We start from the raw sequence: 5,112 nt of genomic DNA, 5'->3' as shown, positions 1-5,112 counted from the left end.
TAGTATTGATCGGTGCGCCCTACTCACAAGTATCTGTCTGTTCCAACTCAAGAGACCACCCCGTCCCTGGGGGACACCCCTCCAGAGGAGGGGAATTTTGGGGAATATGGGGGCGGGGTGGTAAATTCTAGCTAATAATCCAGTATTGATCGGTGCGCCCTACTCACAAGTATCTGTCTGTTCCAACTCAAGAGACCACCCCGTCCCTGCGGGACACCCCTCCAGAGGAGGGGAATTTTGGGGAATATGACTGTATCCCCTGCCAGATAAAGCGATTGAACAATGCAAAAATTAATTGGGCCCGGAGAATGAAACAGCCCTACCCCTTGCCAAGGGAAGGGGACCGGAGGTGCAGTTGGGGCCTGGACTGCACCCTGAACGGTTCCCGATTGCACTTCGAGGGATCTGGCACAATGAAAGATGTCCACTTGCGTTCAATGAACTGATGACCATCGTCCTATCCTTTGCAGACATTGCCCGGTATCGGTCTGAATTAGCCAATTATCCCGATGCACTCGTTGCTTTAGATGCGATCGAGGATTGTGAGGGAGATATAGAGGATGCGGCGATCGGGCTGGCGATTCAGGCCGGACAAGAACCGGATACCTCAGAACGGTGGTTAGAAGGGGTTGCCAAACGATGTCGTGCTTTTCTGTGTCAAGCGGACCACCGCACTGCATTAGAAGCCGGTAACCTCAATCAAATCATGGAATCCCTGACCCAATCTCGTCTCTGTCCGCCCATCTTGGCGACCCCTGTGATTATTTTCGTTTTGGAAACGGGGGTAGAAACTTTTTGTGAACCGCTGAATTATCAACTCTCGTCGGAGTAGAAAAATAGGAGCTTTCTTGGGGGAGATTTTATTAGAATATCTTGGCTTTTTTCTAAGATTAGATTATTTACCGATGGGGAGGAAAAATCCTAAATGTAGAGGCGATTCGCGAATCGCCTCTACATTTAGAGGGTTGAATGTTAACTGGGGAATGTCTCCCGAAACTCCCCATTGTACCCATTGGTCTTGAAATTGAGGCAAGATGATACAGATAGGTTGTTGTTGGTTTTCTTTTCCTGAATGAAACTTTTAATTAGTAATGACGATGGCATTTATGCCCCTGGGGTTTATGCTTTGGCCCAGGCCCTTCAGGGTGCGAACCATGAGGTGACGGTGGTTTGTCCCGATCGCGAACGTTCTGCCACGGGACATGGATTAACCATGCACCATCCCATCCGCGCTGAAGTGGTGGAATCGGTGTTTGACCCCCGAATCAAAGCCTGGGCCTGTTCAGGGACCCCAGCAGATTGTGTGAAATTGGCCCTGTGGGCTTTATTGGACAGTCCCCCAGATTTCGTCCTCTCTGGAATTAACCGAGGGCAAAATTTGGGAACGGATATCCTCTACTCGGGGACCGTCTCTGCGGCAATGGAAGGCACCATCGAAGGAATTCCCAGTATTGCCTTTAGTCTGGCGAGTTATGTGTCCCAAGATTTCCAACCCGGGGCGGAATTTGCCGTTTCCTTGCTGAGATTTTTGGAAAAAAACCCGTTACCGGCGTCGATGTTGCTGAATGTGAATATTCCGGCGGTCCCTGCGGAGGAATTTGCAGGGGTGGCCCTGACTCGCCAAGGGATTCGCCGCTATGTGGATATTTTTGAAAAGCGGGTTGACCCTCGGGGGAAGACTTATTATTGGTTGGCCGGGGAAGTGTTAGAAGAGGTGGAACAGGCTTTGGATCCGAAATTGGGGGTGCCGTTACCCACAGATGTGGACGCAATTCGCAAAAATTACGTTACCCTGACCCCCCTCCATTACAATTTGACCTCTCCGGTGGGGGTGGAGTTGTTGCAGGGATGGGAGTTTCCGTTGAAATAACCGAGGGTGAGTTGGGAGTTGTGGGGGTGAATGCCGGACGTGATAGCCGGTTCTCGAATAAGGGAATGCTGTTAGAGAGGCGATCGCCTCTCCGATGGAGGCTACGTTAACTTTATGAAGTTAGGGAAAACCGGATTGATTGTAAAGTTTTGTAATCACTGGACCGACATGGGGTTGATCCCTGATGGTTAAGGCTAAATTTCCCTGAAAATAGGGCAGCGATCGCGTGCTGATGTATTGAGATATATGACAGCAGATTTACGCGAAAAAGAAAAGCACAGTAGACTAAGAATTAGAGAACCAAAGCTATCCCACTCCATTCCTCTTCTAGCCAATCCGAAGCGGTGAAGGAAGCAGCAAAACAGCGGGATAACTCCGGCAAGCCCTGAGCTTGCCTTGACAACTAAAACGACGCCACTGGTGTTGTGTTGACCACAATTGATCCATTACGGTTTTGGGAAAACGGGAAAGTCGAATGAACGCGCATATCTTCGAGAGTCACTCAGTCTTATGCCCCGTATGCAATCGCTCTGGACAAAGAAATCCAGGGGAGATTTTAGGCGGACTCTATACCTGCCCCCATTGTCAAGCTCGATTAGTGATTAGTTGGAGCGGTCATTACGTTAGAGACCCCTTCACTTTTAAACAATTGTCTGTGTCGCGGCTGTTGCGCCGTCAGAGCAGCCCAGTGGCTCGCATTCTCAGGGATGTGGGAATTAAAAAACGCCCTTCGATGTGGGCGGTGTTGGCGGGCCTAGTGGTGGCGAGTCTCACCTTTGCCACCTTAGAAAATTGGAATGGTGAGTTCCAATTGCCGGGGCAGTTTACGGAAGAAAGTGGGGAGGTCAGGGACTCATTGCCCGAGTCTGGGGAATGATACTAAATCCGGCACTCACAGGTCGTCTGCAACAACCCGCACCCTCAAGGGTGGGGCTATACGGGCGAAGCCTGCCTACGCAGGCTCATAGAGACAACGGACTTTTTACAACCAGATTTGGTAGGAGTCCTGTTTTGGGGATGGGTCCAGAACAAATCCCCGGCTTCACCACCGCAGCGATCGCCCCAAGATTCAGAGTTTGGGGCGACTATTTTCTCATGATTTGCTTAGGGTGACTCCCGGGTGACCAATAACCAACCTTCATTAGCATTCTGAATTTGACTCGGACCGAGGTCGAGAGCCTCTAGGGTGGGGCGCTCCACCAGGAAATAAGGTTGCTCCTGTTCCCGCCAATATTGTTGGAGTTCCTCTGGGGTAGCGGGAATGACTTGGCGATCGCTATAAAAATTTAACGAAGGCCGATTATAGGGGAACGAGGTGTAAATCTTTTGACCGGGGGGAGTCTGTTGGGCGATCGCTTCAGCCACAGGTTTCACCGGATAAGCTTCATTCAACTCCCAAATCCAATGGGGAGAGCTCACGAATAAACACAGCGACACAAACATCCCCCAGAACAAAATTAGGACAAATTGTCGGTCCTGGTGATAAATCAGCAACGCTGAGAGACTCAGGGTTAACGCCACAGAAATTAACAGTACCGGCAAATAGGTCCCCTGGGTGGGTTCTATGACGCCGAAATAAAAGCTCCCTCCCCACAATACCAGGGCGATCGTGCCGAGAATCCCAATCCAAGCCACCGGATACAGGGGGTCACGGGTGAAGGGTTCCGTCGTCTTGCGATCGGCCCAGACTTGAGCCAGTTTTGCCCCACAGGCGAGGGCAATTGCCGGATATAGGGGTAAAACATACCAAGGCAATTTAGTCCCCATCACCGTGATTGCCACAAAATAGACACTGGTCCAAACTGCGACTAATTTGGCCCAACTCAGGGTGCGATTTTCCCAAGCTAACTTTAACCCTTGGGGTAAAAACAAGAACCAAGGCCAGGAATATTTCAACAATTCTAAGACATAGTACCAGGGCGGCCCCGCATTGTTCTCCACAGGTTGCCAAACCCGTTGTAAAGACTGGATGCCAAAATGGGCCGAGAGAAAGGCATCCCCATAATGCTGCCATTGCGCCAGATACCAGAGGGTAACCGGGGTCATTCCCAGGGCGATACCAATCCACAGGTACCAAGAACGGAGGAGGCGAGGGGTATCCCAGAGGGTAAAGGCAAAGGCGATCGTTCCGAGTAAGACCCCCATCATGCCTTTAGTCATGCAAATCAGACCCAACCCGATGCCGACCCCCAAACCCCAGCGCAAATTCCGGCGCGATCGCAGCAGACACCAGATCATCAATAAGAAAAAGCATTGCACCCCCCCATCCAGCATGGCGAGACGTCCGTGGCGGACCACTGGCAAGAGGGTGAGATAGACTAAAGCCGAGAAAATAGCAGGCGATCGCAGACGAAACACTTCCCGCGCAATGCCATACAACAGCGGCACCGATAACGCCGAGAGCATCGCCCCTGGTAACCGCGTCGTCCATTCATTCACCCCGCCAAAAAAATAAGCCCAGGCAATCAGCAAATGCATGAGGGGTGGTTTATTAAAATAGGGTTCTCCCGCACTCGTCGGATAGAGCCAATCTAACGACCCTTCGTAAATATCCCGAGCGACCCCGGCAACAATCCCTTCATCCCAGTCTCGTAACGGGAGAATGCCTAGATCCATCTGATAGAGGAGAATCGCGGCAATCAGAAGCAGGAGGACCCAGAGCTGTTCGCCCCAATGTCGGTTCCGCATTGTTTTCTCATTTGACTCGTGCAGGGTAAAAATTTCCTGGTACATGGTGTTTTAAGAGCAACCAGAGCGAATACGGCGTTTCGGCAGTTTGGGGTAATGGCACCCGGGAGCAATCCCGTTGAGCGGTTCTAACCCTTCAGAAGCGGACCCTCTCCAAACCGTGCAAGGCTTAGAGAATTTTAACGGATTTTGATTGAACCCCGAAGGTCCGGGTCAACTGGTTTCAGCTTTCCCCATCCCTACTCGCAAATCTAACATCCCCAACCGGATTTTTAAAATTTGTCAAGAGTCCCGAGGGGGAGATGGGGGGGATGGGGGAGATGGGGGAGATGTTCAACATTTCGACTTCAGGTGTTATCCTCTTTTGTTCGTAGTAACGACTTCAGTCGTTTCCGCGTGACTTGGCTTCAGCTAAGGGAACTCCAAAAAATAAAATCTCCAAAACGTTCGTTCGTAGTCACTGCTCAACGGAGTAGCCCCGTCAATGTAGGGGCGTATTGCATACGCCCTGGGGCGCAAGCATTTACTCCGACAGATACCTTTCTTTCAGTTGA

At 51.0% G+C, this 5,112-nt stretch carries 5 protein-coding genes; 3 read left to right on the top strand and 2 right to left on the bottom strand.

The genetic code is table 11. From position 1 onward, the window contains the following. The first annotated feature begins 445 nt into the window (after positions 1-445). Positions 446-832, top strand: a complete 387-nt coding sequence (locus NG833_RS29220; RefSeq protein WP_254568779.1) for a hypothetical protein — start codon at positions 446-448, stop codon at positions 830-832. A gap of 63 nt (positions 833-895) precedes the next feature. Here NG833_RS29220 and NG833_RS29215 read toward each other — a convergent pair whose 3' ends face one another. Next, positions 896-1,033, bottom strand: a complete 138-nt coding sequence (locus NG833_RS29215; protein WP_254568778.1) for a hypothetical protein — start codon at positions 1,031-1,033, stop codon at positions 896-898. A 39-nt stretch (positions 1,034-1,072) separates the two neighbouring features. On the opposite strand from NG833_RS29215, the gene surE reads away from it, so the two are divergent. Together surE and NG833_RS29205 are read left to right on the top strand one after the other, a co-directional pair. Further along, on the top strand, positions 1,073-1,870 hold the full coding sequence (gene surE / locus NG833_RS29210) for a 5'/3'-nucleotidase SurE (RefSeq protein ID WP_254568777.1): 798 nt from the start codon (positions 1,073-1,075) through the stop codon (positions 1,868-1,870). Positions 1,871-2,345: 475 nt separating this feature from the next. Continuing rightward, positions 2,346-2,747 (top strand): hypothetical protein, encoded by a 402-nt coding sequence (locus tag NG833_RS29205; RefSeq protein ID WP_254568776.1) that lies wholly within the window; start codon positions 2,346-2,348, stop codon positions 2,745-2,747. A 227-nt stretch (positions 2,748-2,974) separates the two neighbouring features. On the opposite strand, the gene NG833_RS29200 is transcribed toward NG833_RS29205, so the two are convergent. Next, entirely contained in the window at positions 2,975-4,558 is a 1,584-nt protein-coding gene (locus tag NG833_RS29200; RefSeq protein ID WP_254568775.1) for a glycosyltransferase family 39 protein, read from the bottom strand. Positions 4,559-5,112 lie beyond the last annotated feature (554 nt).

The organism is Oscillatoria sp. HE19RPO, assembly GCF_024220515.1.
Classification (GTDB): Bacteria; Cyanobacteriota; Cyanobacteriia; order Cyanobacteriales; family Laspinemataceae; genus Laspinema.
This window is presented reverse-complemented; position numbering and strand designations above follow the sequence as displayed.